The 26,393-nt window shown below is 61.5% G+C and carries 23 protein-coding genes and 2 tRNA genes; 16 read left to right on the top strand and 9 right to left on the bottom strand.

The annotated features are described in order from the left end of the window. Positions 1-94: 94 nt before the first annotated feature. The 4 genes from ACFPO9_RS04855 to ACFPO9_RS04840 form a co-directional block, all read right to left on the bottom strand. Complete coding sequence (locus ACFPO9_RS04855; RefSeq protein ID WP_379767901.1) at positions 95-1,468, bottom strand: mechanosensitive ion channel family protein; 1,374 nt, start codon at positions 1,466-1,468, stop codon at positions 95-97. Positions 1,469-1,473: 5 nt separating this feature from the next. Further along, a complete protein-coding gene (locus tag ACFPO9_RS04850) occupies positions 1,474-2,814 on the bottom strand; it encodes an RsmB/NOP family class I SAM-dependent RNA methyltransferase (RefSeq protein ID WP_379767898.1) in 1,341 nt (446 codons plus the stop codon). A 13-nt stretch (positions 2,815-2,827) separates the two neighbouring features. Beyond that, positions 2,828-3,445 carry a phosphoribosylglycinamide formyltransferase gene (gene purN / locus ACFPO9_RS04845; RefSeq protein ID WP_379767895.1) on the bottom strand — a complete coding sequence of 206 codons (618 nt, stop codon included), beginning with the start codon at positions 3,443-3,445 and terminating at the stop codon, positions 2,828-2,830. Between the two features lie 222 nt (positions 3,446-3,667). Next, the gene (locus ACFPO9_RS04840) at positions 3,668-4,117 is read right to left on the bottom strand and encodes a barstar family protein (protein WP_379767892.1); all 450 of its coding nucleotides are present in this window, start codon (positions 4,115-4,117) and stop codon (positions 3,668-3,670) included. Between the two features lie 298 nt (positions 4,118-4,415). Here ACFPO9_RS04840 and ACFPO9_RS04835 point away from each other — a divergent pair, with 298 nt between their 5' ends. The 5 genes from ACFPO9_RS04835 to ACFPO9_RS04815 all read left to right on the top strand — a co-directional run bounded on the left by ACFPO9_RS04835 (position 4,416) and on the right by ACFPO9_RS04815 (position 8,691). Further along, positions 4,416-4,928, top strand: a complete 513-nt coding sequence (locus ACFPO9_RS04835) for a glycine zipper 2TM domain-containing protein (RefSeq protein WP_379767889.1) — start codon at positions 4,416-4,418, stop codon at positions 4,926-4,928. A gap of 228 nt (positions 4,929-5,156) precedes the next feature. Continuing rightward, positions 5,157-5,990: a spermine/spermidine synthase domain-containing protein gene (locus tag ACFPO9_RS04830; protein WP_379767886.1), complete on the top strand. Its 834-nt coding sequence runs from the start codon at positions 5,157-5,159 to the stop codon at positions 5,988-5,990. Between the two features lie 7 nt (positions 5,991-5,997). Then, positions 5,998-7,809: a type IV pilus assembly ATPase TfpB gene (tfpB, locus tag ACFPO9_RS04825; RefSeq protein WP_379767883.1), complete on the top strand. Its 1,812-nt coding sequence runs from the start codon at positions 5,998-6,000 to the stop codon at positions 7,807-7,809. An 84-nt stretch (positions 7,810-7,893) separates the two neighbouring features. Then, positions 7,894-7,969, top strand: a tRNA-Lys gene (locus tag ACFPO9_RS04820). A gap of 164 nt (positions 7,970-8,133) precedes the next feature. Beyond that, positions 8,134-8,691: an RNA methyltransferase gene (locus tag ACFPO9_RS04815; RefSeq protein WP_379767880.1), complete on the top strand. Its 558-nt coding sequence runs from the start codon at positions 8,134-8,136 to the stop codon at positions 8,689-8,691. Between the two features lie 7 nt (positions 8,692-8,698). Here the strand turns inward: ACFPO9_RS04815 and ACFPO9_RS04810 are convergent, their stop codons facing one another. Both ACFPO9_RS04810 and ACFPO9_RS04805 read right to left on the bottom strand, forming a co-directional pair. Next, on the bottom strand, positions 8,699-11,029 hold the full coding sequence (locus tag ACFPO9_RS04810; protein ID WP_379767877.1) for a penicillin acylase family protein: 2,331 nt from the start codon (positions 11,027-11,029) through the stop codon (positions 8,699-8,701). Between the two features lie 167 nt (positions 11,030-11,196). Continuing rightward, the gene (locus tag ACFPO9_RS04805; protein WP_379767875.1) at positions 11,197-11,607 is read right to left on the bottom strand and encodes a hypothetical protein; all 411 of its coding nucleotides are present in this window, start codon (positions 11,605-11,607) and stop codon (positions 11,197-11,199) included. A gap of 292 nt (positions 11,608-11,899) precedes the next feature. Here ACFPO9_RS04805 and ACFPO9_RS04800 point away from each other — a divergent pair, with 292 nt between their 5' ends. Beyond that, on the top strand, positions 11,900-12,289 hold the full coding sequence (locus ACFPO9_RS04800) for a hypothetical protein (protein ID WP_379767872.1): 390 nt from the start codon (positions 11,900-11,902) through the stop codon (positions 12,287-12,289). A 60-nt stretch (positions 12,290-12,349) separates the two neighbouring features. Then, positions 12,350-12,425: transfer RNA gene (locus ACFPO9_RS04795), tRNA-Lys, on the top strand. 120 nt (positions 12,426-12,545) lie between these two features. On the opposite strand, the gene tssK is transcribed toward ACFPO9_RS04795, so the two are convergent. Next, complete coding sequence (gene tssK, locus ACFPO9_RS04790; RefSeq protein ID WP_379767869.1) at positions 12,546-13,874, bottom strand: type VI secretion system baseplate subunit TssK; 1,329 nt, start codon at positions 13,872-13,874, stop codon at positions 12,546-12,548. Positions 13,875-14,075: 201 nt separating this feature from the next. On the opposite strand from tssK, the gene tssE reads away from it, so the two are divergent. From tssE to ACFPO9_RS04755, 7 genes are all read left to right on the top strand, one after another. Continuing rightward, a complete protein-coding gene (gene tssE / locus ACFPO9_RS04785; protein WP_379767866.1) occupies positions 14,076-14,555 on the top strand; it encodes a type VI secretion system baseplate subunit TssE in 480 nt (159 codons plus the stop codon). A gap of 26 nt (positions 14,556-14,581) precedes the next feature. Continuing rightward, positions 14,582-16,408 carry a type VI secretion system baseplate subunit TssF gene (gene tssF, locus ACFPO9_RS04780; RefSeq protein WP_379767863.1) on the top strand — a complete coding sequence of 609 codons (1,827 nt, stop codon included), beginning with the start codon at positions 14,582-14,584 and terminating at the stop codon, positions 16,406-16,408. Next, a complete protein-coding gene (gene tssG / locus ACFPO9_RS04775; RefSeq protein ID WP_379767860.1) occupies positions 16,372-17,469 on the top strand; it encodes a type VI secretion system baseplate subunit TssG in 1,098 nt (365 codons plus the stop codon). The genes tssF and tssG overlap by 37 nt, the downstream gene beginning before the upstream one ends. 148 nt (positions 17,470-17,617) lie before the next feature. After that, positions 17,618-20,254 carry a type VI secretion system Vgr family protein gene (locus tag ACFPO9_RS04770; RefSeq protein ID WP_379767857.1) on the top strand — a complete coding sequence of 879 codons (2,637 nt, stop codon included), beginning with the start codon at positions 17,618-17,620 and terminating at the stop codon, positions 20,252-20,254. Then, positions 20,251-22,149 carry an esterase/lipase family protein gene (locus ACFPO9_RS04765; RefSeq protein WP_379767854.1) on the top strand — a complete coding sequence of 633 codons (1,899 nt, stop codon included), beginning with the start codon at positions 20,251-20,253 and terminating at the stop codon, positions 22,147-22,149. Before ACFPO9_RS04770 ends, ACFPO9_RS04765 begins: the two co-directional genes overlap by 4 nt. Positions 22,150-22,152: 3 nt before the next feature. After that, positions 22,153-23,289 (top strand): T6SS immunity protein Tli4 family protein, encoded by a 1,137-nt coding sequence (locus ACFPO9_RS04760; RefSeq protein ID WP_379767851.1) that lies wholly within the window; start codon positions 22,153-22,155, stop codon positions 23,287-23,289. Positions 23,290-23,330: 41 nt separating this feature from the next. Beyond that, positions 23,331-23,585, top strand: coding sequence for a PAAR domain-containing protein (locus tag ACFPO9_RS04755; protein WP_379767848.1), 255 nt, complete (start codon positions 23,331-23,333; stop codon positions 23,583-23,585). Between the two features lie 596 nt (positions 23,586-24,181). Here the strand turns inward: ACFPO9_RS04755 and ACFPO9_RS04750 are convergent. Together ACFPO9_RS04750 and ACFPO9_RS04745 are read right to left on the bottom strand one after the other, a co-directional pair. Beyond that, the gene (locus ACFPO9_RS04750; protein WP_379767845.1) at positions 24,182-24,619 is read right to left on the bottom strand and encodes a hypothetical protein; all 438 of its coding nucleotides are present in this window, start codon (positions 24,617-24,619) and stop codon (positions 24,182-24,184) included. A gap of 157 nt (positions 24,620-24,776) precedes the next feature. Further along, entirely contained in the window at positions 24,777-25,157 is a 381-nt protein-coding gene (locus ACFPO9_RS04745) for a GYD domain-containing protein (RefSeq protein ID WP_379767842.1), read from the bottom strand. Between the two features lie 157 nt (positions 25,158-25,314). Between ACFPO9_RS04745 and ACFPO9_RS04740 the strand changes: the two genes are divergently transcribed. Beyond that, positions 25,315-25,950, top strand: coding sequence for an outer membrane beta-barrel protein (locus tag ACFPO9_RS04740; RefSeq protein WP_379767839.1), 636 nt, complete (start codon positions 25,315-25,317; stop codon positions 25,948-25,950). Positions 25,951-26,005: 55 nt separating this feature from the next. Beyond that, positions 26,006-26,386, top strand: coding sequence for a hypothetical protein (locus tag ACFPO9_RS04735; RefSeq protein WP_379767836.1), 381 nt, complete (start codon positions 26,006-26,008; stop codon positions 26,384-26,386). The last annotated feature ends 7 nt before the right edge of the window (positions 26,387-26,393 follow it).

Genomic DNA, 26,393 nt, shown 5'->3' with positions numbered 1-26,393 from the left:
AGAATGGTGGCGTTCGCCAGGATGTCATACGAATCGCATGACGACAATACGCATTTTACGCGTATCCAGTGATGCACGGCACGTTAGGGCGCAATCAGTTGGCCGTTGATGATGGATTGACCAGCGATTCCGGGGCAGGCTGCGTGATTCGCGCCACAACCGATGCTATATGTGCATCGAGCAGCCGAGTATCAAGTGCGGGGATGCCAAGTTTGATGTCCCCGGCCTGCACCAGGCTGTAGATTTTCCTGTTGATTTCGGACACCACGCCGCCCGATCCGTTCTCCGGATCGCCGATCCAGAAGCCCAGGTCGAGCTCATAGCCTTCCGGCGCGAAACGGCTCAGCGACACGCCCGGGGCCGGCGTTTCCAGCACCCGCGGGGTACCGGCGGCCTGCGCCACCAGCAGCGGCATGACCTGGTCGAGGTCGGAACCATAGGCCACCGTCAGCTTGGTGCCGGCCCGTACCGCGCGCATGCTGAGGGTCTGGTTGAGCACCGGACCGGAGATCAGCATCTCGTTCGGCAGCACGGTCTCGACGCCGTCCAGGCCCTGCAGCACCGTGTAGCGGGTATTGATCTGGGTAACTTTGCCGGAATACTTGTCGACGGAAATCATGTCGCCGATCGACAGGCTGCGTTCGAGAAGGATGATGAAACCCGAGACGTAATTGCTGGCAATACGCTGCAGGCCAAGACCGAGGCCCACGCCGAGCGCGCCACCAAACACGGAAAGCACGGTGAGGTTGATGCCCACCAAGCGCAGGCTGCCCAATACCGCGCCGACAATCAGGACAGCCTTGCTAACGCGCGCCAGCGCCACCCGCAGCGAGCTGTGCAAGCCTTGCAGGCCCATCAGTCGCTCTTCCATTGCGGCGCCAGCCCACAGCGCCAGCATCATCAGCACCGCGACCGAGATGATGCCCTGCAGGACATCTTCGAAAGTAACGTAATCGTGCTTCCCGGGTCCGTATTTCAGCCTGTAGCTATCCAGGAAGTCAAAGATAGTCGGCCACTGGCCGGTGATATATAGCGCCACCGCCGCCCATACCAGCAAGGCAAAAATCTTCTCGAAGGTAACGAAGGCCTCGCCCAGCTGGCCATGGCGCGCGAACACGCGCCGCAGCAGGAAGAAAGCCGCGCGGATCACCACCAGCGACCAGAACACCGGAATCGCCACCTTCACGATATTCGTGTGGAAGCGGTTCGTCGCCAGCAGCCAAGTGGAAACATACAACAGGCCGACCACCAGCAAGGGCGCGATCACCCGCGTCAGGCTGGCCACGCCTTCGTGGCGCGTGATGCCCTGCGCCGTGCGGCGCCCGCGCCACCATGCCTGCAACAGGCCCGCGCACAGCCAGCCGAGTGCGATACTGGCCGCGATCGACCCGACCTGCCACGGCATGCCGGGCCGGCTGAGGTCATCGAGCAGGTCGTCGATCAGACTGGTGATCTGCAGCGGGGCCAAGATGCTTACTCGGCGGCGGCGTCAGCGCCGGCGTCGCCGGCTTCAGCGGCCTCGTCCGCCTTGGCAGGCTTGGCGGGCTTGTCGGCCGCCTTGCGCTCGAACACGGCGGCGAAGAAGCCGTCGGTGCCGTGCTTGTGCGGCAGCATCTTCAGGTAATCGCCCATTTCCAGCGGAATGCGCTGTTCGGCCAGCACCTTGTGCATCGGCACCAGTTCGAAGTCCGGATGGCTGGCCAGGAATTGCGCCGCGATGCCGTCGTTTTCCTCGTCCAGCAGGCTGCAGGTCGCGTAGACCAGGCGGCCGCCGAATTTCACCAGGCGCGAGGCGCCGTCCAGGATCGAGGCCTGCTTTTCGGTCAGCTCGGCGACGCCCGAGGCTTCCTGGCGCCACTTGACGTCAGGATTACGGCGCAGCGTGCCCATGCCCGAGCATGGCGCGTCGACCAGCACGCGGTCGATCTTGCCGGCCAGGCGCTTGACCTTGGCGTCGCGCTCGTGGGCGATGACGACCGGGTGCACGTTCGACAGGCCGCTGCGCGCCAGGCGCGGTTTCAGCTTGGTCAGGCGCTTTTCCGAGACGTCGAAGGCGTACAGGCGGCCGGTGCTGCGCATGATGGCGCCGATGGCCAGGGTCTTGCCGCCGGCGCCGGCGCAGAAGTCGACCACCATCTCGCCGCGGCGCGCGCCCAGCAACTGGGCCAGCACCTGGCTGCCCTCGTCCTGGACTTCGATCGCGCCTTCCTTGAACAGCGGCAGGTTCTGCAGGGCCGGCTTCTTCATGACGCGCAGGCCGGTCGGCGCATACGGCGTCGGTTCGGCGACGATCGGCGCGACGGCCAGCTCGGCGACGACTTTTTCGCGGTCGGTTTTGAGGGTATTGACGCGCAGGTCCAGCGGCGCCGGCGTGTTCAGTACGGCAGCAAGCTGCAAGGTCTCTTCTTCGCCGTATTGGGCGACGAACTTGTCGTACAGCCATTCCGGCAGGTTGGCGCGCTGCTTCGGCGGCAGCAGCGAACGGTCGATTTCCTGGATGCGGGCCAGGAAGGCGGTCTCGTCTTCGCTCAGGCCGCCCAGCGACTCGACGCCGACGGCTTCAGCCATGCCCAGCAGGACCAGACGGCGCATGGTGGCGCTGGTGCCGGTGCCGAAACCGCCGAAGTCGGTGTAGAAATTCTTGTTGCGCAGGATCGAATACACGCACTCGGCAATGGCGCCGCGCTCGCGGCCGCCCAGGCGGGGATGGTCCTTGAAGTAGCGCGACAGGGTGACGTCGGCCGGCGCCATGAAGCGCAGGATCTCGCGCAATACTTCTTCAGCATTGCCGAGAATCGCGGGTGGCAATCTCATGTGTTTCCTTGGTTTAAATACTGGTGGTCTCGGCGATGCGGACTTCGCCGTCTGCGATGCTGAGCCTGTTTTCAACGAACAGGCGCACCGCTTGCGGATAAATGACGTGTTCCTCAGCCAGCAGCCGCTCTGCCAGCATGTCTTCTGTATCGCCCGGCAACACCGGGATGCGCGCCTGCAGCACGCTCGGGCCATGGTCCAGCTCGGCGGTAACGAAGTGCACGGTCGCGCCATGCTCGCTCACGCCCGCCGCCAATGCCTGCCGGTGCGTATGCAGCCCCGGGAACAGCGGCAGCAGCGAGGGATGGATGTTCAGCATGCGGCCGGCGTAATGCTCGACGAAGCCGACCGTCAGGATGCGCATGAAGCCGGCCAGCACCACCAGGTCGGGCGCGAAGCCGTCGATGGTTTCCTGCAGGGCCGCGTCGAAGGCTTCGCGCGAGGCGAAAGCCTTGTGGTCGACCACGGCGGTCGGAATGCCGTGCGCCTGCGCGAAGCCGAGGCCTTTGGCATCGGGCTTATTGCTGATCACGGCGGCAATGCGGGCCGGCCAGTGCTGCGCTTCGCGCGCCCGCACGATGGCTTCCATATTGCTGCCGCGGCCAGAAATAAGGATCACGATATTTTTCATAAGCGCGCATTGTAACCCGGCCGCGTCCCTACGTCGCCCCCGCGAAGGCGGGAGCCCAGGTTTTGCGTGAGCTGACGAAACGCTTGCAAACTTGGATCCCCGCCTGCGCGGGGACGACGTTTACGGGCAGCGGGTTATCCGCATTACGGGCAGCGGGTTATCCGCATTACGGGCAGCGGCTTATCCGCATTACGGGCAGCGGCTTATCCGCAAACGCACGAATTATTCGAAAGGCCGCGGCCCGACCCACCCCACCGACTGCGGCGATTGCGGCTCTTCAAAAGAATAAAACACCCGGAAAGGCACTTTTTTCTCGGCCCAGAATTCGGCCGCGTCGCGGAACACGTCGAGCAGCGTTTCGCGCGCCTCCTTGTCGAATTTTTGCGTATTCGGCAATTGATCGAGCACGGCGATAAAGCCCGGTTGCGGTCCGGATTCGGCGATCACGTTGGTGATGCAATTACGCAACGCTTCGAAGTTTTTACTGCACGGACGGGGGAAGGTGAACTGCTCGCCGATGCGGGCGCAGACTTGTTGTTTGGTGAGGGCGTTGGCGCAATGAGCGTAAAGGAAGTGATGGCCCAGGCGGCCCGCTTCCTTCTGCAGCTCCGTGGCGCGGTAGGCCCGGATCGACTGCACCAGATTAGGCGGCACTCTCATCAACAAACTCATTTTCCCCTCAAGTTTCCCACCGTTAAAACCCTTAGTCCCGTAAGGGTAACGTTTTGTGGTATCCAGATCAACCCGAATATGGACGGGCAGGCCGGATTTGTAAGAATTGATGGCCTTTTTCAGGCTGAATTAAGGCTTTTTGCTTCTTTTTCGCTCTGGAGACGTATCTGCATGTCGCCTTCCGCCTGTTACATTTTGTTGCCATGCGGATCGCCTCAATGCGGCGAGTCGCAGTAACATTCACTCATGGCAGTAACCGTCCAATAAACTCAGAAGACCACCTTACCGAGGTACGAACATGAACTTCAAAGCCAAACTGATTCTCTCCGCCCTGGGCATCTGCGCCCTTCCGCTGGCCCAGGCTGGCGATTTCGAAGACTTCGGCCAGGTCGTGCGCGTTCAACCGCGTATCGAACAGGTCCGCACCCCGCGCCGCGAATGCCGCACCGACTACGTGCAGGCCCCGGTCCAGCAGCAGCGCAGCCAGGGCGGCTCGGTCGTCGGCGGTATCGCCGGCGCCCTGCTGGGCAGCCAGGTCGGCAGCGGTAACGGCAAGGTCGCCGCGGCAGCCGCCGGTGCGATCGCCGGCGCCATGGTCGGCGACCACGTCGAAAACGATGGCCGCAGCGGCTATGCCGGCACCCAGGAACAGGCCGTGCAGCGCTGCCGCACCGTGGAATCGGTCGAACAGCGCACCAACGGCTACGACGTGACCTACGATTACCGCGGCCACACCTACACCACCGTCATGCCGCGCGACCCGGGCAACCGCATCCGCGTGCGCGTCTCGGTGGAGCCGGAACAGTACTGATAGGACCTCGCCAAACCTGCTGCGCGTTGCAGGTTCGGCCTGCGATGCTCGCGACGGTTTGACGAGGCCCCGATACGTTAGTTGTCTTTCGTTTTACCGGCTCGGAGGACCCTCTCTCTTCCGCGCCGTCAGTTCCCTCCGCAGCCTTAAGCCAGCTGCACCCTGCCGTGGTGCTTGCACCCCGGCAGGACCTCACCCGATAATAGGACGTTCCCTTCAGGTCGCCCTATGCTCATCAAACGCAAATCCATCGAACTGGCCGAATCCTCGCGCCGTCCCACGCCCGCTGCCGCCCGCGCCTCCGCACCCAAGCCGGCACGCAAGCCGAAGTTCGCTCCCGTCACCCTGTCCGAACAGGACGGCGTGCGCTTCCTGCACTTCGGCACCGAGTGGGTGCAAGGCGCCATGCGCATCCGCAAGCCGGACTGGCCCGAGCTCGAATACGCGCAGCAGATGATGGCGTGGATGCTGTTCATCGAGCAGCCGCGCGCCATCGCCCAGCTGGGCCTGGGCGCCGCGACCCTCACCAAGTTCTGCTACCGCCAGTTCCCGCAGGCCCTCGTCACCGCGGTCGAACTGAATCCGTCGGTGATCGCGATCTGCTCCTCGATGTTCAAGCTGCCCTCCGACGACGAGCACCTGCAGGTGCTGGAAATGGACGCGATGGACTTCGTCCTCGACGGAGAAAACCATGCAGCCTTCGACGTCCTGCAGGCCGACCTGTACGACGCCACCGCGCGCGGCCCGGTACTCGACACGCCCGAGTTCTACCAGGCCTGCAACGCCTGCCTGGCCGAGAATGGGGTCATGACCGTCAACCTGTTCGGCGACCACCCCAGTTTTAAAAAGAACATCAAGGCGATGCGCTTCGCCTTCGACACCGTGATCTGCCTGCCCGAGGTCCACGACGGCAACGTGGTCGCGCTGTGCTTCAAGAACAAGCCCGACCTCGACCCGGAACGCCTGGCCGCGCGCGCCGCGCAGATCGTGGCCACGACCAAGCTGCCGGCCAAGTCCTGGATCAAGGGACTGCAAACGGCCCTCGCTGCCGATAAGCGCTGACGCCACCATGCACGCCCCCGCCGCCGCTGCGAAATCCGCCCGCCCCAAGGCGCTCGATCTGCAGACCATCTTCTCCTGGCTGCTGGCGGACGGCATCGTCGAAAAGTCGACCGTCAAGCCGCACTTCGCGCAGGCCCAGGGCATCCTGAAGAACGCGGTCGGCGCCATGCATCCGCTGACGGCCATCGCCCAGTGCAAGATCGTCTCCGCCAGGCCGCCGCACAAGCTGCTGACGCTGGACGTGCTGAGCGAATGGTGCGCGGCCAAGGTCGGCCTGCCCCTGCTGCGCATCGACCCCTTGAAAATCGATTTCACCAAGGTCGCGGACGTGATGTCGGCCAGCTATGCGGCGCGCTTCAACATCCTGCCGGTCGAACTGAAAGGCGACGCGCTGGTGGTGGCCACCGCCGATCCCTTCCACACCGAGTGGCAGGACGAGATCGCGCGCATTTCCCGCAAGCGCATCGAACTGGTGCTGGCGAACCCGCTCGACATCGCCCAGTACATCTCGCAGTTCTTCAGCCTCGCCAAGTCGATCCGCGACGCCAACAAGTCCAGCGGCCAGGACCTCGCGCTGCGCAACAACTTCGAGCAGCTGGTCGAACTGGGCAAGGCGAACAAGCAGGTCGACGCCAACGACCAGCACATCGTCAACATCGTCGACTGGCTGTGGAGCTACGCCTTCGAGCAGCGCGCCTCCGACATCCACCTGGAGCCGAAACGCGAATCCGGCGTGATCCGCTTCCGCATCGACGGCGTGCTGCACCAGGTGTACCAGGTGCCGGCGGTGGTGATGATCGCCATGACCGCGCGCATCAAGCTGCTGGGACGGATGGACGTCATCGAAAAGCGCCGCCCGCAGGATGGCCGCATCAAGACCAGGACCAACGCCGGTTCAAATGCCGGCCAGGAAGTCGAGCTCCGACTCTCGACGATGCCGACCGCCTTCGGCGAAAAGCTCGTCATGCGTATCTTCGACCCCGAAGTGGTCGTCAAGACCCTGCCGGAGCTGGGCTTCCCACCCGACGACGCCCAGCGCTGGGACGCGCTCACCAAGCGCCCGCACGGCATTATTCTGGTGACCGGACCGACCGGCTCGGGCAAGACCACGACCCTGTACACGACCCTGAAAGCGCTGGCCACCAGCGACGTGAACGTCTGCACGGTCGAGGACCCGATCGAGATGGTGGAAGCGGCCTTCAACCAGATGCAGGTCCAGCCGGGCATCGATCTCTCCTTCGCCGACGGCGTGCGCGCGCTGATGCGCCAGGACCCGGACATCATCATGGTCGGCGAAATCCGCGACCTGGAGACGGCCGAGATGGCGATCCAGGCGGCGCTGACCGGCCACCTGGTGCTGTCGACCCTGCACACCAACGATGCGCCATCGAGCGTGATGCGCCTGCTCGAACTGGGCGTGCCCTGGTATCTGCTGGGCTCGACCCTGAGCGGCATCATGGCGCAGCGCCTGGTGCGCACCCTCTGCCCGCACTGCAAGAGCCCGGACGGCGAACTCTCGGACGAGGTCTGGGACAGCATCGGAGGCGCCTGGAAGATCCCGAAGCCGGCCACCGTCTACCGCCCGGTCGGCTGCCCCGAATGCCGCCAGACCGGATTCCGCGGCCGCACCGGCATCTATGAACTGGTGACGGTGACGGAGCCCTTCACCCACCTGATCAAGGAAGTGACCGACCTGGCGGCCCTGCGCCGGCAAAGCGTGGCGGATGGGATGAAGCCGCTGCGGATTGCCGGGGCATACAAGGTGGTGGAAGGGGTGACGACGGCGGAGGAGGTATTAAAAGCGACAACAGTGCACTAAGCACGGTTGTCGATCGGCGCTGTCTTATATTGCACGTAGCTCTGGCGTAAATCAAAACGTCCCGCTATAATGCGAGCCTTCTTCGGGTCGTTAGCTCAGTTGGTAGAGCAGCGGACTTTTAATCCGTTGGTCGCAGGTTCGAGCCCCGCACGGCCTACCAAAGATTCAGCATGAACGCCAGCCTTCGGGCTGGCGTTTTTGTTTTTCCGCGTTCCATTCAAAACGAGTTGCTCCCCGCCGAACACAGTATTAGATTACCAGGACTTGTATTCCGAACTCGCAGATTGTTAGCAGCGCTATTGCCCCTAAACCAAGGAGAATATCGTGAAACTAAGCACTGCAAAGTACGACGACGATGAAGCCTACTATGCCGTGAACAATGCTGATTACGATATCGGCTTGAATTCCACGGCCGGCGACCCGGAAATCATCCAGGAACTGCGGCGCGCCTCGAATGACATCATTATTCGTCAGGCGAAAGTGCCCGGGCAATTTGCCGTCAAGGTTGCGGCTGGCTTGAACCAGCCCAGATCCACTGTCAAAGGCTACGCCACCTTCCTGCATCTCATTCAAGGCAGCACGCTGCCTGAACTGGAACAACGGCTGGGCTTCAAAAGCGGCGTGCTTCAGCGCGATGGCGCCTATATCTACCTGGTCGACGGCTTGGCGCTCAATCAGAACAACATCGCTCCCAGAGGCAATACAGACTGGTCGGCAGGCGTGAGCCCCAGAGACCTCGATACGCTCTCCAAGGCCGCGGGCAAAGCCGTCGGCTATCATCGCGACTACCCGGCGGCGGCAAAGCCCGTGATCCAGTTCGCGATTCTCGAGCCGGTCCCGCATGTCGGCATACGCTTCATTTTGCCGGGCGGGACCGTCTGAATTCGCCTCACTTCGCCGTCAACACCTGCGAAGAAACCCGCTCCGCCCTGACCTGCTGCTCCGAGAACGGCAACACCGCCAGCTTCTTCTGCGAGAACAGCGTCAGCTGATCGGCATACCAGGGCGACGCCGGATCGACCGACTGCCCATACACCAGCAGCCCTTTCGCAACCGGCCCGGCGTTGTCGAAGCCCACAAGCTGGATATAGCTCGTACCCCAGTCGACGTTGCGATAGCCTTTCGCCGTCAGCGCCGAGCGCATGTGGAGAGACGAATACGAGCCGTCTTCGTCGCCGATGCCGCCGTGCAGGCGGTAGAGCTTGTTGTTGCGTTGCTCGGTCTGGTAGTCGCCCAGCTGGCCGAACACCGGCACGCCGACTTCCTGCATGGCTGCCGATGCCGCCCGCAGCGCGTCCAGCAAGGCCGGCGCCGCGGACGCGGCGACGCCGCTCGGCGTGTTCACCGGATCGGCCGGATTGAAGGGCGTCGCCCACAGGTCGGGCAGCGCACGCGCGCGGTTCCAGAATTCGCGGAACAGGACGGCGCCGCGGCTGTCGAGGTCGGTTTTCCTGTCCCAGGCCGCCAGCGTTGCGCATGGCGCCAGCAGGCGCGCGTCGTTGGCCCTCAGGCAGGCGCGCAGCAGCGAAGGCAGCACCAGCTCGGCGGCGTAGAGCCGGTTTTCGAACATCAGGTCCTGCACGTCGTCGATGCGCAGGAAGCGGCGGTCCGCCAGCATCTCTTCCACCTGCTTGAAGCCGAGGCGGGTGCGCAGCGACTGCTGCTCGCCGGCGGCGCCGAACAGCGGCGAGTAGCCATAGGGCGCCGGGCCGACCAGCGGCGCCTTGGCATTCGTCAGCCAATAGGAATCGTTGGAGTTGCCGACGTAGTCCTGGCGAACGGTCGCCGGGGCGTTGGCGGCGCCGAACACGCCGGCCGGCGCGTCCGCGTCCTGGCCCCAGCCGCACTCGCTGCGGGTGCCGTCGAAGGCCAGCAGCGCCGGCACCAGCAGGCAATCGCCCAGGAACTTATCGGTGGTCATGTGCGGCACGACGCTGCCGTCGATGTAGAGCGCATTGCCTTTGCGATCGGCCGCGACGGTGTTCACCCAGGGCAGCCCTTTCACCGCATGGATGGCGCTCTGCAGCTGCGTCACGTCGTCGGCCTGGCCCATCTTCAGCCACTGGTCGCCGAGGCGGGTGTTGAAGCGGTTCGCGTCCGCCAGCACGAAGGCGCTGTCGCTGGTCCAGCCGATGCCGGCGTCGGGCAGCACGATCACGGCGCCCTGGTGGCTGAAGAAGAAGGAACGCTGCTTCGTCACCAGCTTGCCGTCGGGCTGCAGCACCTCGACCGACACGGTGCGCTCGGTCATCTTGCGCGGCGCGCCATCGTAGAAATAGGTGGTACCGGACGGGTCGGCCGGATCGAGGGCCAGGCGGAAGGTGGTGAAGTGCGACGCGCTCGTCACCGTATGCGACCACGCGAGGTTGCGGTTGAAGCCGATGGTGACGAAGGGCATGCCGCCCAGGCTTGCGCCCATCACGTCGTAGCGGCCCGGAACGGTCAGGTGCATCTGGTAGAAGCGGTCCGTGCCGGTCCAGGGATAATGCGGATTACCGAGCAGGATGCCCTTGCCGTTCGCGCTCGCGGCGCTGCCGACCGCCAGCGCATTGCTGCCCACGCCGGCCGGTATGCCCTTCGGCATCGGCGCGGTCGCGGCGGGCATCGCCCTGGCCAGCGAGACAGGTTCGGCAGGATCGCGCGAAGCCCCGACGATGGCCGCCGCGAAGGCTTCGCCGCTTGCGTGCAGCGCCTTTTCGCCGATGACCAGGTAGAGGTCGTCGACGCTGATCGGCTTGACCCAGGCCGCGCCATTGCAGGCCTTGGGCAGCCTGCCCCGCTTGTCGGCGAGGAAGCGGTTATAGCCTTCCGCATAACCGGCCAGCAAGTCCCTGACGTCCTTCGACGCCGCCGCATAGCCGGCGCGAAGCTGTTCCAGGTCCAGGTAGCCCTTGAAGAAGAAGTCGCTCTGCTCGTTCGGGAGCTGCATGAACAGGTCGAGGCCGGCGCCGTATTCGCCATTCACCGGCGCGGTGGCCGGGGCGGCGCCGCCGAAATAACGGGAACGTTCGCCGCGTACGGTCAGCAGCGAGTCCGCGAACATGCAGACATTGTCCTCTGCATACGCATAGGCCGCGCCATAGCCGAGGCTACGGAAATCGCCGGCCTTGACGTGGACGACGCCGTGGCTCGTACGGGTGATTTCGGTACGCACGTTGGCGGCCGCCGCGACATTCGACAGGGCCAGGGCGCTGAGCAAAGCAACAGTCGAGAGCTTCATGGGACTCCAGAGTCTTGTTGTAGAGAAATTGTGTCTGGAGAATAACAGATTTAAACATTTTCACGCACGCGTATCGTGCGGGCGTAACCCGGCATGCATGGAGCGAAAAAGTGCAAAGAAAACGCCAACCCGCGGGTTGGCGTTTGGTGGCCGGCGCCGGCGCGGCGTCATCGTTGCGCCAGGGTGGCCGTCACCACGTAGCGGATGGCCAGGCGCTGGTCCGGCACATAGCTCATCGTCATTTCGTCGCCGTTGTCGCCTTGGTTGAAGTCCATCGTGACATTGCCGTCACGGGAAACGAACTTGTCGGCCGAGACCGCGACCATCCGGATCGGCGGCTGCTGGTCGATCCGGGCAACGATGCCTTTCGAGGCCCTGTCCACTTTCATGTGCCAGCCGTTCGACAGGGCGTAATAGCCGCGCAGCGATTGGATCTGCTCCTCGCTGAGACGGACCGGGGCCGTCACCTGCACCGTGGAGATCGGCCCGGTGTCGGGCGATGGATAATTTCCTGACTGGGCGCCGGCGTTCGATGCCAGCAACAGGGCCGCGGGGACTGCCAATAGTGAGAGACGCATGATCGCTCCTTCGCGAAACAGGTTTTACCGCATGCTGGCCTCGCCAGCGGCGGTGAACTCAGTGTAGGACGGCGGTCTGCGGCCTCAAGGCCTTTGCGGGACCCATCACGAAACGGTCTGGGTTCCTGCAAAGCCAGACAGATACGAAATGACGCAAAAATGACGGGCGGCGGCGCAATTCGTATCACGATTCCTTGCTGAACTAAAAGTTGCCTATGGTCAATACTCTCACTTCGGGTTTTGCCTACATTGGACTCATCCAGTTTTCTCAACCAACCGAAAGGGAACGACCATGCGAGTACTTTCCACCTTCCTGGCGGCTGCCGTCCTGTTGACGACGGCAAGCGCGGTGCAAGCCGGCATCGAAGCCGATGAGCCCAGCCTGGCCGCTGCCGAGCAGATGGAACAGATTACTGGGGCGTACAGACTCAGTGACGGCCGCCGTGCAGACATTTTCCTGGTGGGCACGAGGCTCTACGTCAAGATCGGGCGTAGCCAGCAGAAAGCACTGCAATGGGCCGGGCCGAACCGCTTCGCATCGGCCGACGGCAAGATCGCCATCCAGTTCGGCCCCGATCCCGCCAACGACCGCATCGTGCTCGAGCACGACCGCGGCATCCTGCGCCAGGACACGATCCGGCTGGCCGCCAGCGAGCGCCCGGGCCGCGGCGGCGCCGACTGAGCCGCCGCGGCGCAAAAGGGACTGGCAAAATACCGCCAAGCCGTTATAATGCCGGCCTTCGGGTCGTTAGCTCAGTTGGTAGAGCAGCGGACTTTTAATCCGTTGGTCGCAGGTTCGAGCCCCGCACGGCCTACCACGAATATGCAGTATCGAATCAAGGCGTTACGAGTGATCGTGACGCCTTTTTTTGTGGCTGCGGCAGTCCTTCCTGATACATGCGCTACCCTGCTGGTGACGCGCAGCGGTCCGTCTACTCTCACTGCGTGAACGCGATCAGCTCCATCTTCAGCTCCCGCATTCCATCCGGCGCATAGATCGCGATCGCCTGCGCCTTCAGCGCATTCTCGTAGAGCCCGTTCCTGGTCGACAGCAGGAAGTAATAGGTGTCCGGACGAACCGGCACCGCCGTCGGCACCTGCGGCATGTGGGTCAGCGTGATGCCGGGAAGTGCCGATACCACGATGCGTTCGATGTCGTCGGGTGAGCCGATCTTGAATCGCACCGGTACGGCCGCCACCAGCTCGAGCGCCGGCATGTCCGCGCTCACGGCAAGGCAGAGCTGCGTTTCCTGGGTCAGTTTCGACGCATCGAGCGTTCCCCGATAGTGTGTGCGGCGATTGTCCTCGGCGATGAGCGGAATGGTGAAGTACTTGGCCGAGATGACGGTATCGACCAGATAGCGGATCACGGCATCGAGCTGTGCAAACGTGACGCCGGGATCGGCGTGCTCATAGGCAGGCAGGTCAGGCGTTTTGTACCTGTCCGAGAACGTCATCAAGCCGCCCGCCAGCGCCAGCAGCTTCTCGTAAAGGTCCTCGGGATGCTGTACCTTGGCGCGCGCGCAGTGCTGCAGGGATGCATTCGCCGTGCTGATGATGTTCAGCATCCACCAGGACGTGATGTCGCCTGCGTGCACCTCGAAGGTGGCCGCATTCGTCTTCCGGTGCGAGTTGTGCAGCTGCACGATCTTGGCCGACAGCGCGCTCATCAAGCCATCGAGCAGTTGCTGGAGCGGCGGGGCGGCACTGATTGCCACACATGGCGGGACGAAGGTCGGATCGGCCTCGAACCCACCGCGCGGGTCGCGATGGATGCGCAGCACGGGAAAGCTGACATGCCCATCGCGCGGCTCGACGTGGGACATCAGCCGGAGCCGCTTTTTCAGGAACGGCACGTCGATCGGCACCGCGTCGCTGAACAGGTCGGACGTTTCCGCCTCCGCCAGCGCATAACGGCCGCCCTCCTCCGCGTTGGCGCCATGCGGCCGGATGGTCGGGAGTGCGGCATAGATGGTAAAGGTGTTGATTTCCTGCGGCAGCTGGGCCAGGTCGACCGGCAGCGGCAACAGGTCCGTTGCCGGTGCATCGTAGACCTCCCCATCCTGGAAGATCAGCGACATCGCCTGCGCCTCGAGCATGTTATGGCCGAGTCCTTCCATGTTCCATTGCAGAAGACGGGCGCCCCAGAAGTTAGGATTGAGTGCGGACGCCATCCTGAGCAGACGCGTCTCGTGGTACAGGTCCTGCCGCTGGAAATGCTGGGGTCCCAGCGTCAGCCCCTCGGACCACAAGATTTTCGCTCCCATGCTCATCGCTCTCTCCTCGGCCAGATACGCATTGTTCAGATTCCATAAAGCATGGCCGGCATTGCGCAAAAATTGTTGATCCAGCGCATCAAGCTGAAATTTCTTCTTCTAAATATATCTGTTGATAGGACGCAACTTTAGGAGCGCCAAGAAGGGAATAATGACGCTTCGTCTGCTCATGACGGTCTTAGGGGAAACAGCATGCAGAGTGTCGTGCCAGGCTTGTTCGACCGTTTGGATGCCGATGACGATGCACCGCAAAGTCAGTTTCGTACATCTCCTCGCAAACTTGACGAATGGCGGGAGAGCATTACCCGCGACCTCGAAGCGCTCCTCAACACGCGCTCCGCCCTGCTCCCCGATGCGCTGGCCAGCTACCCCGAGGTGAGCGCGTCCATCGTGCATTACGGCCTGATCGATTTCGCCGGCATGTGCATGACGAGCGATACGGACCAGAAGCGGATCTGTAGCGCGGTCCAGAAGGCGATCGAGCGGCACGAACCGCGGCTGCACAGAGTGACGGCGACGTTGCAACCCAGGAAAGGCGCGATCAACCGGGTCGACTTCGTGATCACCGCCGAATTGAAGAGCGCGCCGGTGGCCGAACCGATGCAGTTCAACGCCGTGTTCCAGCCATCGCTGCAGCGCTATTCGGTGCAGAGCGTGCGCAGCGCCAGCTAATTCGGCACAATCGAGGCACCAGCACCATGGATGAACTGTTTGCGCAATACGAACGCGAGCTCGTCACGATGCGGCAGCTTTGCCGCGAATACGCCGAGCGTTATCCGAAGGTCGCGGCCAAGCTGCAGATTGGCGACGAGGCTTGCGACGATCCGCACGTCGAGCGCCTGATCCAGTCCGTCGCCCTGCTGTGCGCCAGGGTGTCGAAGCGGCTTGACGACGCGTATCCGCAATTCACGGAGGCGCTGCTCAACCTCCTCTTTCCGCACTATTTGCGGCCATTCCCCTCGTGCGCGATCGTGCGCTTTCTCCCGGCAGCGCGTGGCACCGGCGGCAGCACCAGCACCGTCGCGCGGGGAAGCTTGCTGGAGTCAGCGCCAGTACGCGGTGTGAACTGCAGGTTCCAGACCGCGTACGATGTCACGCCCTGCCCGGTCACTATCACCTCCGCCCGCTTCGATGAAGTCATCCGCGCGCCGTCTTCGACCAGGCTCACGCCGGCGGTAACGGCATCGATCAGCATCGAGTTCGAATCCATGGCCCCTTTGACGACGTCGGCCGCGTTCAGGTTTTATCTCGACGGCGATGCTTCGTTCAGCGCGGCGTTGCGCGATGCGCTGTTCATGCGCACGGCAACGACATACGTCCAGGCCGGCGCCGACGGGGCATGGCAGCCGCTCGCCGCGATACCGGTCGCCGCGGCCGGTTTTGCCGATGGCGACGCCTTGATCCCGTTCGACGCCCGCTCGCACCGCGCCTACCGGATCCTTGCGGAGTATTTTGCCTTTCCGGAGAAGTTCAACTTCGTCGATATCGACCTGGCCGCGCTATGCGCACGATTGCCCGCGGATTGCACCCGCTTCACGCTGCATCTTGGGCTGGCAGGCGTGCCGCCGGGGTCAAGCCAGGCAAGGATGCTCGCCGGCCTGTCGGCACGCAGCCTGCTCCCAGGCTGCACGCCGGTCGTCAATCTGTTCAGGCAGCCGGGTGTCCCGATCGACTACAGCCAGCAGACGGCCGAGTATTCGGTGCTGGCACATCCCGCTCATGCGTCTGCGTATGAAGTCTATTCGGTCGACCGGGTCCACATGGTGCGTCAGCAGGGAAAGGACATCGCGCCAGTCGAATTCCACCCATTCTATGCGCTGCGGCACGGCGAGTGCGATGCACGCAAGGGGCGCTACTGGATACTCCGCCATGACGACACATTGGCAGCCATCAGCCCGGGCCACGAAAAGCTCATCTCGCTCGTCGATGCCGACGGCGGGCCGCTCGCGGTAGAGCAAGCAACGCTCTCGATCGACCTCACCTGCACGAACCGCGACCTGCCCTGTCTGTTGAAGACCGGCGCGGCCGGCGGCGACCTGTCCGTACCGGGCGCCACCGAGGGCGCGGCGATCCGTTTCCTGCGCCGGCCCACGCGCCCCCATCGCCTGGCAAACGGCCGGGGCGCCCACTGGCGCCTGATCTCGCACCTGACCCTCAACCATCACTCGCTCGCCATGGAAGGCGCGGACGGCCTGCGCGAAATGCTGGCCTTGTACGACTTCACGGGATCGGCGGTATCGCGACGGCAGATCGCCGGCATTGTCGGGCTTGAACATGCGGAGGCCACCGCGTGGTTGCGGCACAAGCGCGGTTCGTCGCTGGCGCATGGGACGGAGGTACGCCTGACGATCGACGAAGAGGCCTTCGTTGGCGCCGGCCTCCACCTGTTCGTGCAGGTCATCGATCAGTTCTTCGCGCTGTACGTCCAGATGAACAGCTTTATCGAGCTCGTGATCCTGTCACACCAATCCGGGGAGGAGCTGTTCCGATGCAAACCACGCAGCGGCAGCATGCCGCTCTCCTGATCGAGCCCCTGCTCGCGGCGCCCTACCGCTACCGGTTCGCACAACTGCTGAACATCCTGGTGCGGATGCTGCGCCAGCAGGGCATTCCCTATCCTCAGGCGTTCAGCCAGGTGCTGCGCTTTCGTAACAGCCTGTCGCTGGCTTTTCCGGCCAGCGAGATCGAGAGCATGCAGGTCGACGCGGTGGATGATGACAGCATGCCGCGCATTCACATCACGCCGGCATTCATCGGGCTACTCAGCGCAAGCGGCACCCTGCCCCTGCATGACACCGAACGCGCGGCCGCCAGGGCGAACCTGGGCGCGGACGAGAGCTGGAAGCCATTCATCGACCTGTTCTCCAATCGGGTCATCGGCCTGTTCTACGAGGCTTGGGGCAAGTACCGCGTCGAGCATGGCCTGGACACGCAAGGCCAGGACGATCTGCTGCCGCTGTTGAGCGCCTTGGGCGGTCTGCGGCCGGCCAGCTTCGGGGCAGCCCGGCCCTATGCATCGATTCCAGCGGAAGTCGCCGGTTACTATTCCGGGCTGCTCAGGACGCGTCCAATCGCTGCCTCGAGCGTGGAGCGTGTGCTGGGCGAGTATTTCGGCGTTCCTGTCCGGGTCGAGGAATTCGTTGGCGCCTGGGACCCGATACCGGAGAAGATCCGCAGCACGCTGGGCGCTACCCACCCCACCCTCGGCTTCGGCGCCGCCTTGGGCACGCGGGCATGGCGCAACGACTTGCGGGTCCGCCTGCATATCGGCCCGCTGGATGAGGAAGCGGCGAAATCGTTTTTGCCGAATGGCCGTTCTCACGCCGCGTTGACGGAGATGGTCAGCCTGTTTGCGGTGCCGTCGGTGCAGTACGAAGTCCGGCTTTTATTGGACAAACCCTGTCTCAAGCCCTTGACCCTGGCGACCAGAGGACCGGATCGCAAGCGTCTTGGTTTGAATTCCTTCCTGACCGTCAGCGCGGGGAAGGCAAGCCGGCCCGATATACGTTCCGTCCTTCGGCTGACGGCAGCGAAGGGCACGACAGGACAAGGACTTCGGCGCCGGAATGTCGCCCTGCAGCTGTGACGCATGGATCAGCACGGACGCGACGACCGCTACCCATCAGGACAACAGCACAGTTCGGTTATTACTCTATATCAAGGTCGTCAGAAGAGCGCTTGGTTACCTTAGCCGATGGAAAATCTGATACCTGATAACCCATCGGAGGCAACACATGGGCGAAAGCCAAGCGATCGCGGCGGGAGCTGCGCTGTCGGCGTTCAGTCTCGATGCGCAGCACGACCGCCTGATGCGCCTGGATTTCCCCCGCAACGACGGGCCGGATCGCATACTCCTGCCGAACCGGCTCAAGGCGCACGAGGAAGTCTCGCGCTGCTTCCGCTTCGAGGTCGAACTCCTGTCGGACAACGTAGAGATTCCCCTGAAGGCGATAATGGCCAGGATGGTCACGATCTCCCTGGTGCGCGAAGACGGCTCGCTGCGCTACTTCAACGGCTACGTCACCGAATTCCGCTTCCTTCGCGCTGATGGCGGCTTCGCGTTCTACCACATGGTCCTGGAACCCTGGCTGGCCTTCACCAAGCTGCGCAAGGACAACCGTTCGTTCCTTGGCAAGAGTGTCATCGACATCACCGAGCTCACCTTTGCCCAGTACCGCCAGAACGACTGGCATCCAGTCATCGTCGAAGAGTATCCCCGGCTGACCTGCGCCAACCAGTACGACGAGACCGACTACAACCACCTGCACCGGCGCTGGGAAGAGCTCGGTCTGCACTATTACTACGAGCACCGGGCCGACGGACACACGCTCTTTCTCAGGGACAGGAGCACGCTCGCCCAGCCCATCGACCCGACCGGCATTGACGATTCCGGCGAAATCCCGTTCCGCGACAAGGCCGGCTCGCTCGAAGACGACGGCATCCGCGAATGGATTCCGATGCGCCGCCTCGGCTCCGGCCAGACGACGCTGGTCAGCTTCGACTACAAGAACCCGGTCGCGCAGCGCTCGACCGCCGAGTCGCTCAACAAGCAGGGCGACGTCTACCCTTACGAAATCTACGAAGACACGGGCGCCTACGGTTTCCGCACGCACGACGAGGGCGAACGCCTCGCGCAGCAGCGCATGGGCGGGCTTGATGCGAACACGCAGACTTTCGAAGCGCGCGGCAACGACCGCACCGCCCAGCCGGGCCGGTGCTTCAAGCTTGCCGACCATTTCAGCGCCGAGCTTCGCGTACCCAAGCGCGGCGAGCCGGCCAAGCCCAGTATCCGCGACCGCGACTACCTGATCCTTTCCGTCGACCACGAAGCCAGCAATAACTACCAGGCCGGGCCGGGCGCGCCATCGCACTACGAGAACAGCTTCCGCTGTGTGCGCAGGGATATCCAGTGGCGCCCGGGACGGCACTACAACAGTCAGCCCTGCACCTGTCACGGCATCCAGACCGCCATCGTGGTCGGGCCGGCCGGCGCCGAGATCCATACCGACGGCTATGGGCGGGTCAAGATCCAGTTCCACTGGGACCGGCTGGGCAAGCGCGACGAGAAGAGCTCGGCCTGGGTCCGCGTGATGTCGCCCGGGGCCGGGGTCGAATTCGGGAACATCCGCCTGCCGCGGGTGGGCGAGGAAGTGGGCGTGGTCTTCGTCAACGGCAACATCGACCATCCGCTGATTTTGGGTGTGCTGTACAACTTCACGCACATGCCGCCGTGGCAGCTGCCGGAACAGCAGGCTTTGAGCGGTCTGCGCAGCCGGGAGCTGCAGGCGGGTGAAGCGAGCGGGCGTGGCAATCACCTGGTGTTGGACGACACCCCAGGCAAGATCCAGGCGCAGCTGAAGAGCGATCATCAGTGCAGTCAGCTGTCGCTTGGGCATATTACCCGCATTGAGGACACGTCCGGCCGAACGGATCCTCGCGGCGAAGGATGGGAGCTGGCCACCAATGCCTGGGGCGTGGCGCGTGCTGGCCAAGGCATGCTTATAACGACGGAAACACGGCCGAACGCGGCTTCCCATATCAAGGACATGGGCGAGACGATCCAGCGGCTGTCGGCCGCCGCGGACGTGCAAGAGCAGTTGACCAGTATGGCACAGCACTGTGGCGCCCAAGAGAAACAGGAACCTCAGCAAGCGGATGCTGTCGAGGACCTCAAATCTCAGAACCAGGGCATCCGAGGCGGCGGCAAGGGAGAGTTTCCGGAATTGGCCGAGCCACACCTGGTCGTCGCGAGTCCGGCTGGTATCGAACTCAGCTCGGCACAATCCACCCACATCGCCAGCAGCCGCCATACCGCCATCACCAGTGGTAAAAGCCTGTCAATAGCCAGCATCGACGGGCTGTTTGCGAGCGTCGGTAAGACCTTCCGGCTATTCGTGCACAAGGCCGGTATGAAGCTGATCGCCGCCGGCGGCAAGGTATCTGTGCAGGCGCAAGAGGACGACGTGGAAATCATCGCCAACAAAGTGCTTGCGCTCTTGAGCGAGTCCGACTGGGTGACGATCAGGGCCAAGAAAGGGGTGAGGCTGCAGGGCGCCAATCACATGGTTGAGATTAGCGATCAAACGCAGTTCTTCACTTCATCGCCTGTGCTCTTTCACGGCAATTTAGAAACTTTGCCTCCCAAGAGCGTTTCGCAAGCTTTCAACGAGAAGCCGACCGGTTATCACTTCGACCAGGAAGTGCATTTTCTCGAAGTGGACGGCAAGCCAGCAAAGGACGTTGCATATGAGATCGTTCGGGATGACGGTTCCGCCAAGAATGCCAAGACCGGAAAAAATGGCAGTACCGAAATAGAAAAAGGCACAGGAATGGACAGCTATACGATCTACTGGAAAGGTGAACTTCCATGAGCGATAAAAGCAACCTCAACGAACGCGGAAACCACCAAGGTCATTTCACTCAAGGTGTCGGTGGCTGGGCTGAATACACAGTCCACCTGACTGAAATTGGAGACACCGCCCGACACGACGTCGCGGTGCCACCAGGAAAGGTAATTCCAGTCATCTTTCTGCCCGGCGTGATGGGAAGCAATCTGCGCATGAGCAAGGAGCGCCAAAACAATAAAGAATTGAAGCGCACCGACAACCGTGCCTGGCGCCCCGACGACCTTCTGTCCGCCTCCGGTCAACTGGATGTTTTAGGCGGCAATGGCATAGGCAACTGGTTCAAGAACGCGACGCCAGCGCAGCGCCAACTCGTCTTTGACCCAAACGAAACAGAGGTCGAATACTACCATTATACGGAAAGTAAAAGCCGCTTTGACCCTGACGGAAAAGAAACGCTTGCCGCTGATACCCGACATCAGAATGTACCAGATTCGCTCCCTCCGATTCCGCCGCTGATCGGAACCCTCTCGATCTCAGACAACAAGAGAAGTGGGAAACGCTCGAAAGCAACTCCGGCACAAGTCGCACGTTGGAGAGGTTGGAGCGAAGTGTTATTTGCTGGCTCATATGGGGAAATGCTGCAGACGGCTGAGTACTTCCTTAATAATATGGTCATGTCCAAACAGCTCAATCCATGTTGGCAAAAAAAGCCAACGAACCCGATCACGGGACAACCTATGGACAGATCGGGTTGGAGATATGGGAATATATCTCGCTTACTCTTGGGCGACCCAAAACACCTTGGCGCCGACTCGGGTGTGGCGATCGACGAAACCGACATAAAAAGAATATCCAAATGCTGGTATCCGGTCCATGCAATGGGTTACAACTTCTTGCAAAGCAACGGCAAGTCTGCAACTGTCGTCGCAAAGCGTATTCGTGGCTTAGTGAAGGGTTACCAAGAACGCGGTTTCAAATGCGACGAAGTGATCATCGTAACCCATAGTATGGGCGGCCTTGTCGCCCGCGCCCTGCTGCACCCTCACTACGGAAATATGCTCAACGACCAGAGCGTTAAAGTACTAGGGATATACCACAATGTAATGCCTACGATGGGGGCCGGGAGTGCGTACAAGAGGATGCGATTCGGTTTTCAAGATAAGCCCGGAAAATTAGAACAAATCAAATCCAAGATTATCGGCATCAACGGTGAGCACGCGACCGCGATTCTTGCCAATACACCCGCGCCCTTGGAATTGCTGCCTGGCGCCGCATACGGAAAAGACTGGCTGAAGGTAATAGACGAATCAGGTAAGACACTGTGGAGTTGGCCACGCAATGGTGAGACGGCACTTGACAATATTTATCTGCAATCCGAAGACACCTGGTGGCGTCTAATCAATCCCAAATGGGTCAATCCTGCGGATATAGAGGAAAAGAACGGTGGCGGCTTAGGAAAAGTACGAGCTCGCCTAAAAGATGCGGCTGACTTTCTTCAGTCTATCGAAAATACCTTCCATCCAAAAAATTGCTACGCGAGCTTCTGCGCCTCCCGCGAGCGCCTAACATACGGGGAAGTTGTCTTCAAGACGCAAGACTATCTATGGCAGCCCGGCAAAATTCGCAAGGCATTGCCCCCGCCCGAGACCTGGAAACTATTAGCTGACGACGCAAAAGGCGTGCTTACAGTTCAGGCAGGAGCGGAAAAATTATTTCTGTTGTTACAGCACCCCAATGCCCCCGGTGATGAGACCGTTCCTTCTGAGCGTTCTGCACGGCTAATCAAAGGTCATCTCTTCGTGCATGGTGAAACAAAAGGCGGAAGCTATGAGCATCAGGCGAGCTATTCGGACCCGAAAGTGCTGGCATCCATGCTGTATTCAATCGTCCAAATAGCCAAGACGGCCAAATGGGAGTGAGGTATGACTAAGTCATCGAGAAACGTAAAGCATTGGGCGGCTTTGCTAATTTCAGTTTCGCTACAAGCCTGCTCGCCCAACTATTCCTATAAGGAGAAAGCCGTGCCTGCCCCCGTACAACTCAGCGCTCGCTTAAGCAAATTGTTCTCAAAAACCAAGCTCGTCTGCTTCGGTCGGTATGCCTTGGAAGTACCCCAAGAAGCACAACTCGTATGGGGAAATGCCTCTTTTCCATCTAAGGTCGAGGTATTTCCCGGCGGTTTAGATGCAAGCAAGCAACGGATCGAGGATGACATTGCCAAGTTAAAAGAGGACGACAAAACTGTAGAGATTACATATAACCAGGCAGGCCCAGTCGAAAACAGCTGGCAAATCCGGTATTACCCTGGCAAAAATGCAAAATCCGAAGGGCTCTATTTCTTTGATACCTATATCAACAAGGGGGAGCTAACATTCGTTCTCGGCGGCTCTCTCAAACACCAGACAGAAGAAGCTGCGGCAGCTAGACAGGCGATGCGAGCAAAGAGCTTACGTCTGCGCACGCCAGACGAAATTCCTGCTGAACCGGGTTATTGCATCGAACATGGCTTCATGACTGGCACTTCTTACAAAGACCAAGAAATGGTCAATGTAGGAATTGTGATCCCAAGCCTGCCAGATGTAAGTTTTTCAGTAAGTTCAAATAAGAATGCTTATGGCGACTACACCCCTGAAGAGTTCGAGAAAATCCAACGACCGAAACTTTCTCTGCTCGCTCGCATTAAGGAGGCGCAAGATGATCAGGGCATTCACTATCCTAGCCGTACAGTCCTGCGCGAAGGAAAGCGCAACGTGCAACACTGGCACGGTGAGGAATCGCTAATCAGACGCAAAGATGGCACGCACGATTTCGAATGGGCCTTAGTCGGGACACCGAGGGACGTTGCCAATCCCTCCGAGTTTAGCGCACAGATGTTCACGAAGGTGGAACATAACACAGTTAGCGCGGCCAAATCGGCGTCGCTCAGCGATGACGAAGCGGTCGCACTATGGGACAAACTCCTCTCCGGCCTGAAGTTCAGGGTCAAGGTGCCAGGGGCACCTGAAGGCTCGTATTTCATGCCACCGGGTAAAGCCGACGCTGCAATTGCAGGCCGGTAACGTTCAAATTACGATCTCTACAAGAACGAACAGGACGAACAATGAAGCATCAAGGACGCGGTGTAATTCGCGCCAACGACAAGACCGATCACGGCGGCCAGGTCATCAGTGCATCCTCAGGCACAACAGTAATCGGCGTAGTCGCAGCACTTCAAGATGACATGACGCAGTGCCCGAAGTGCAAGGGTAACTTTGCGATCAAGCCTGATGGCGCAGGCGCACGACACGAAGGTAAGCCGTATGCCTACGATGGCGACGTGACCGAATGCGGCGCAAAATTGATAACGTCGTTGTGAATTGACCGCTAAAAGTACCGTCACTGTGCCATGCTATCTCGATGTGAAGGAGTATGCCATCGCAACGAGAGATCCATTCGACGGTACCGAGCCGCCAAACAACGCTTGAGTTTCTCGAAGTTATGGTCACAATGGAGACACTATGGCAGGACCGTCCTATTTTAAAGGTAGCTACTGGGGTCGCGGTTGGAACGATGGCGTATGTCGTTCTCGCAGTCTGCGCGTTTGCTGTGCGCTCTCCTGCAGTAAATTTGCTTCTGCTGCCCGGTTACTTCATGTTGATCGCGCCAGCGCCGATCCTTGCCATGGTAGGGTTGAGTGCTAGAGGCTGGCTCATAGCAGAGCCAAACACGGCTGGATTTGTGCTGTTGAGCTCCCTGACAAGCCCATGATTAATTTCACTGAAGGGAAAATTGATATCGGCGAGAAAAATATTCTCGCTGCACAAGTCATTGATCAATAAAGAATGTCCGTACCGACCCTGCGACTTTTAACCCCTTGGGCACTGGTTCGAGCCCAGCACGGCCTACCAAGATTCAACGAAAACGCCAGCCCCCGGGCTGGCGTTCTTGTTTGCGGGACCGATCCCGCTATCTTCAACGCTGCACCAGCCTCGTCGTCGAGATCACGACCACCTGCGCCGTGCGCGAACTTGGCACATAGCTCATCAGCATTTCATCGCCCAGCGCGCCGCGGTTGAACTCCATCGCGACATTGCCGTCACGGGTCGCGTACCTGTCCCGCGACAGCGCAACGAGCCGGATCGGACGCTGCTTGTCGATCTGCGCGACGATGCCGTCGGCCGACGGATCCACCTTCAGGCGCCAGCCGTTCGACATCGCATAGCCGCCGCTGATCGCCTCCGCTTCGTAGTCGCGGAACGTGAACGCCGGTGTTTCCGCCATCACCTCCACCCGTGACATCGCCTCGGGCGTGGTCAATGGGTAGTCTTGTGCCTGCGCTTGTGTCTGCGCACCCGCGCTTGACGCCAGCAGCAGCAGGGACGCGGGAAGAATCAGTACTCGGGATCGCATGATGACTCCTTAAAACAGATTGACCGTAAGGCCAGTCTAGAGGGGAGTCCACGGGCCGCAAGCAATTCGGCCCCGGCATCACGAAACCGTCTCATACCGCTGGAGTCTAGATCGATGCGAAATGATACGAATCCACGGCAATGCGCGGATTCCCGTATCACGAGCCGCCCGCCAGATGGCCGCCCTCGCCTTCCCAGTTGGCGACCTCGTACGGCGTGTCCTGGCCGGGTGGACGGTAGGTGCCGCTCCTGGTCACGGCATGGTCGATTTCCTGCGCCGTGAGCAGGACCGTCGTCTTGCAGGTCGTGACGCCGGCGGCGTTCACCCTGAGGGCCAGGGCCGCGGCGCTGGTGTTATCGGGAAGCTCGCCGATGATGATGACGTCGCGGTCGCCGAACACGAAATAAAGCGCTTCGACCTTGCCGCCCAGCGAGGCGAACAGTTCGTCGACCGCGGCGCGCCGCCGCGTGCCGCCTTCCTTCATCAAGCCGTTGATCCCTTTGCTGAGATAGTTTGCTTCCACCAGATACTTGGCCATGGCAGTCCCCCGTCCGGATGTCCTGCTGTTGGACCCTGGCGCCTGCACGGCGGTTCAACGGCGGCCATGGCATATGCATGTTTGATAACAAATCGTGACAGTTTTTCGGAACCCGCGCTGCTATCCTGTAAAGGTGCAAGCAAGAGGGAGAAGAAAAATGAACGCCTTCCGGTTCGGATTGGCGGCGGCACTGTTCGCCGCCGGCAGCGCCCATGCGCAATTGCGGGATCCGGCATCCCAGGCCCGGCTGCAGGCCCAGCCTTCACCGGAAGCCAGGGCTTTCGCGAAGATGCCCACGCCTTTCGAACGAACCTACATGGTCGACGAAGGCGCCCATCCGTTCACGAAGCTCTTCGATGGCTACCGCAGCGATCCGCGCCTGGTCGCCGGCATCGATCTCAACCGCCACCTGGCGCTCGAAGCCGGCTATGTCGAGCGCAAGGACCGCGGCTTCCACGCGATCGACCCGCGCGACCCGCTGGACACGGCCGGCGCCCTGGGCGCCAAAGGTTTCCACAGCTATGTCGCCCTCAAGGTGACGGCCCCGATCACCGACGATCTCTCGGCCTACGGCAAAGTGGGACTTTCCCACAGCGAGCGGCGCGGCGCCGATGCCCGCGGCAGGGAGGACAACGCCATCGGCGGCGCCTATACCGGCATCGGTGCGAAATACAAACTGAACGAGAAGGCGTCCGTGAGCGTGGAAGGCCAGAAATTCGGCAATACCGCCGAGAAGTGGGGCAACGACACCAACGGCAACAAGGTCAACGCAAAGCTCAATCTCGGCTTCTGAACCTCTTACCGCAGAGCGCATCCAAAGGGTATCGACAAGTTACCCCGGAGCGGCCATGCGAGTTCTTCTCTGTCTCTTTGTCCTGCTGCTGGGCTGTGCGGGCTGCGCCAGCAACATCTATCCACGCAAGCCGACCTCCCAGGAAATGGCCAATGCCGAAGGCCTCTACGGTCTGCAGGACGGCTACCGCGCCCACATCTTCGAGCTCGACAGCCGGCTCTACGTCAGGATCGGCGCCCATCAGCAGAAGGAACTGCAGCTGGCCGGACCGGAGCACTTCGTCTCGAAGGCCGGCGACGTCTCGATCCAGTTCCAGCCCGAGCGCGAGGAGGATGACGCCGAGCGGGTCGTGGTCGAGTACGCACGCGCGCCCGGCGGGCATCCGCCGGTCCTGTTCTCGACCGGGCCGCGGCCGGGGCGCAGCTTCGTCGATTAGTGGATCG

This window comes from Massilia aerilata, assembly GCF_042656905.1.
Lineage (GTDB): Bacteria > Pseudomonadota > Gammaproteobacteria > Burkholderiales > Burkholderiaceae_D > Telluria > Telluria aerilata.
This window is presented reverse-complemented; position numbering and strand designations above follow the sequence as displayed.

Excerpts from the sequence above, each read along its gene's own strand:
- ACFPO9_RS04850 (WP_379767898.1), bottom strand. The coding sequence starts at position 2,814 with ATGAGATTGCCACCCGCGATTCTCGGCAATGCTGAAGAAGTATTGCGC.
- purN (WP_379767895.1), bottom strand. The coding sequence starts at position 3,445 with ATGAAAAATATCGTGATCCTTATTTCTGGCCGCGGCAGCAATATGGAA.
- ACFPO9_RS04840 (WP_379767892.1), bottom strand. The coding sequence starts at position 4,117 with ATGAGTTTGTTGATGAGAGTGCCGCCTAATCTGGTGCAGTCGATCCGG.
- ACFPO9_RS04835 (WP_379767889.1), top strand. The coding sequence starts at position 4,416 with ATGAACTTCAAAGCCAAACTGATTCTCTCCGCCCTGGGCATCTGCGCC.
- ACFPO9_RS04830 (WP_379767886.1), top strand. The coding sequence starts at position 5,157 with ATGCTCATCAAACGCAAATCCATCGAACTGGCCGAATCCTCGCGCCGT.
- tfpB (WP_379767883.1), top strand. The coding sequence starts at position 5,998 with ATGCACGCCCCCGCCGCCGCTGCGAAATCCGCCCGCCCCAAGGCGCTC.
- ACFPO9_RS04810 (WP_379767877.1), bottom strand. The coding sequence starts at position 11,029 with ATGAAGCTCTCGACTGTTGCTTTGCTCAGCGCCCTGGCCCTGTCGAAT.
- ACFPO9_RS04805 (WP_379767875.1), bottom strand. The coding sequence starts at position 11,607 with ATGCGTCTCTCACTATTGGCAGTCCCCGCGGCCCTGTTGCTGGCATCG.
- ACFPO9_RS04800 (WP_379767872.1), top strand. The coding sequence starts at position 11,900 with ATGCGAGTACTTTCCACCTTCCTGGCGGCTGCCGTCCTGTTGACGACG.
- tssK (WP_379767869.1), bottom strand. The coding sequence starts at position 13,874 with ATGGGAGCGAAAATCTTGTGGTCCGAGGGGCTGACGCTGGGACCCCAG.
- tssE (WP_379767866.1), top strand. The coding sequence starts at position 14,076 with ATGCAGAGTGTCGTGCCAGGCTTGTTCGACCGTTTGGATGCCGATGAC.
- tssF (WP_379767863.1), top strand. The coding sequence starts at position 14,582 with ATGGATGAACTGTTTGCGCAATACGAACGCGAGCTCGTCACGATGCGG.
- tssG (WP_379767860.1), top strand. The coding sequence starts at position 16,372 with ATGCAAACCACGCAGCGGCAGCATGCCGCTCTCCTGATCGAGCCCCTG.
- ACFPO9_RS04770 (WP_379767857.1), top strand. The coding sequence starts at position 17,618 with ATGGGCGAAAGCCAAGCGATCGCGGCGGGAGCTGCGCTGTCGGCGTTC.
- ACFPO9_RS04765 (WP_379767854.1), top strand. The coding sequence starts at position 20,251 with ATGAGCGATAAAAGCAACCTCAACGAACGCGGAAACCACCAAGGTCAT.
- ACFPO9_RS04760 (WP_379767851.1), top strand. The coding sequence starts at position 22,153 with ATGACTAAGTCATCGAGAAACGTAAAGCATTGGGCGGCTTTGCTAATT.
- ACFPO9_RS04755 (WP_379767848.1), top strand. The coding sequence starts at position 23,331 with ATGAAGCATCAAGGACGCGGTGTAATTCGCGCCAACGACAAGACCGAT.
- ACFPO9_RS04750 (WP_379767845.1), bottom strand. The coding sequence starts at position 24,619 with ATGCGATCCCGAGTACTGATTCTTCCCGCGTCCCTGCTGCTGCTGGCG.
- ACFPO9_RS04745 (WP_379767842.1), bottom strand. The coding sequence starts at position 25,157 with ATGGCCAAGTATCTGGTGGAAGCAAACTATCTCAGCAAAGGGATCAAC.
- ACFPO9_RS04740 (WP_379767839.1), top strand. The coding sequence starts at position 25,315 with ATGAACGCCTTCCGGTTCGGATTGGCGGCGGCACTGTTCGCCGCCGGC.
- ACFPO9_RS04735 (WP_379767836.1), top strand. The coding sequence starts at position 26,006 with ATGCGAGTTCTTCTCTGTCTCTTTGTCCTGCTGCTGGGCTGTGCGGGC.